General features: G+C 59.9%; 2 protein-coding genes. Both read right to left on the reverse strand.

Annotated features, from left to right (window positions below; translation table 11 throughout):
- Positions 1-69: 69 nt before the first annotated feature.
- Complete coding sequence (locus ACLQ2S_RS27090) at positions 70-621, reverse strand: hypothetical protein (protein ID WP_425703800.1); 552 nt, start codon at positions 619-621, stop codon at positions 70-72.
- Between the two features lie 282 nt (positions 622-903).
- On the reverse strand, positions 904-1245 hold the full coding sequence (locus tag ACLQ2S_RS27095) for a hypothetical protein (protein WP_425703802.1): 342 nt from the start codon (positions 1243-1245) through the stop codon (positions 904-906).
- Positions 1246-1889 lie beyond the last annotated feature (644 nt).

Here is a 1889-nt window from a genome sequence, read left to right on the forward strand (position 1 = left end):
GCGACCGGGAAGACAACCTCTTCCCAGAAGAAATCGACCAATCCCCGGCCACGCCGCACAGGTTAAAGATCAAGCTAAGCCATTCAACGATTGAGCGCCTCTGCGTATATCGCTAAACCATGAGAGGTGTGTTGCCATGAATGGCGCTATGACGAGGAGGATTGTTGAGGCAACAAAAGCGGCAACCACGAATGGTCCGGCCATTCTCGCATCTATTTCACCGCCGGCCAAGGAAATAACCGAGATAATCATAGCGAACCCGTTAGTGATTGCGACGAGTCCATAGGACAGCACACCCAGTGTCCGCCAAATCAACCCATATCCTGGCCCACGCCAGCGGGGGTCGTTGAAAACCTCCTCAACCTCTCGAGCTATTGACTCCCTACGCGCCTGGATCTGCCCCCTGTCTGCCCCTTCTGGCCAGTCGGCCGGATCGCCAATTTCTATCAATTCTCTCCTGGCTCGCGCCAGCTGCGCAAGGAATAGTTCCCGTTGCTGCAATCCATTCTTCCGGTTTCGCATGTCGCGCCTTATTAGTAACCTATATTCAAGGACTAAGGCAAGCGCGAGAACGGGTATAGTCTGGACTGTGGTGGCGGCTAACGATTCGGTGAGAATCACGGTTATACATTCAAGCACGAGCCTGCAACTGGGGCTGCAGGCTTGATCTCGCCGAAGGTGGGACTCTCTGGTCACACTGGCATGTGTAACGACCATGTCGACGGAACTGGACACACCGGACGACACCCCAATGGTGTTTCGTACCCGGCGTTCGGGACGAAGAGGTCTGGCTGTACAGCCATCCATACAGCCAAGCCAGCCATCCAAGGCCGACGAGAGCCGACAAGCGCCGACACTCCGACCATGGAAGGGATCACCCGAGCAGCCCTCCGTGATCTTCTTCTAACCCCCAGGCCGCCTCCGATCCCGGCGAATGAGCAGCACGAACACAGCAGCGCTGACCAATGACATTGCCGCCATAACAAGCCCGCTTGATCGCTTGTCCGCCGGACCGGCGAGGATGGCTACAGCGAGCACGCCGGTGATGATCGAAATGACTGCTGACATTCCCCGGTTAACCAGACGATGATGTCGACGGTCCGTCTCAATCATTGCCGCGCGCTCAGCTTCGCTTCGATCGGCCACCCCGAAGCGTGACGGGTAACCCATCAAGAAGAGAACCCCAAGCCCTGAGACGATGACGATGGCCACAAGGATCGACTTCAGCACAGCGGTGAATTCCATCGTTGACCAACGTACTGGAGATAGAAGCCAGGGGGACAGAGTGGCCAGTTCAGGCGTCCTCCGGCGGCAACCCGCAAGCGGCTGCCTCCTGACCTCAGCCTGACCCAGCCGCGCCGACACGGCCGTCCCTCGGATGAACGGCGGCCCCGACCTGGTGTCGAGGCGAGCCCCCAGGTGTCCGTGGATACCGGACGGTCCTACCGACCAGAAGGTGGGCTGTACAGCCACCCGTACAGCCAAGCCCGCCGACGGATACGGCCCGGGGCCGACAGTAGGCGACACGGCGAGCAGGTCAGCCGTAGCGACCGACGCCGGCCGACAGCAGTCTTGATCCTTGCAATGCAGGGGCTCATCCGTCGATGCTGTGGTGGAGATCAACTAGTACAACGCCAGTACAAATGAGCGCCGCAAGCAGTGTGAAACGTCGAGAGGCGTTGACCGGTCGGAGCGAGGTCGGAGCGGCGATCGGTCCGCTTCAACCCGATGCGAGCCAGGCTCGCGGCTTAGGGGTTCGAGTCCCCTGGGCTCCACCACATCATCCGGCCAGGTCGCGGGCCATCTTCTCCCCAGGGCTATTGCGTTGTCGGGTAGCTGCTGGTCACGGCGGTGATTAGGTCGTGTGATCGGCGGTTGGCTTGGCGGGT

This window comes from Micromonospora sp. DT48 (genome assembly GCF_049844495.1).
GTDB lineage: Bacteria > Actinomycetota > Actinomycetes > Mycobacteriales > Micromonosporaceae > Micromonospora.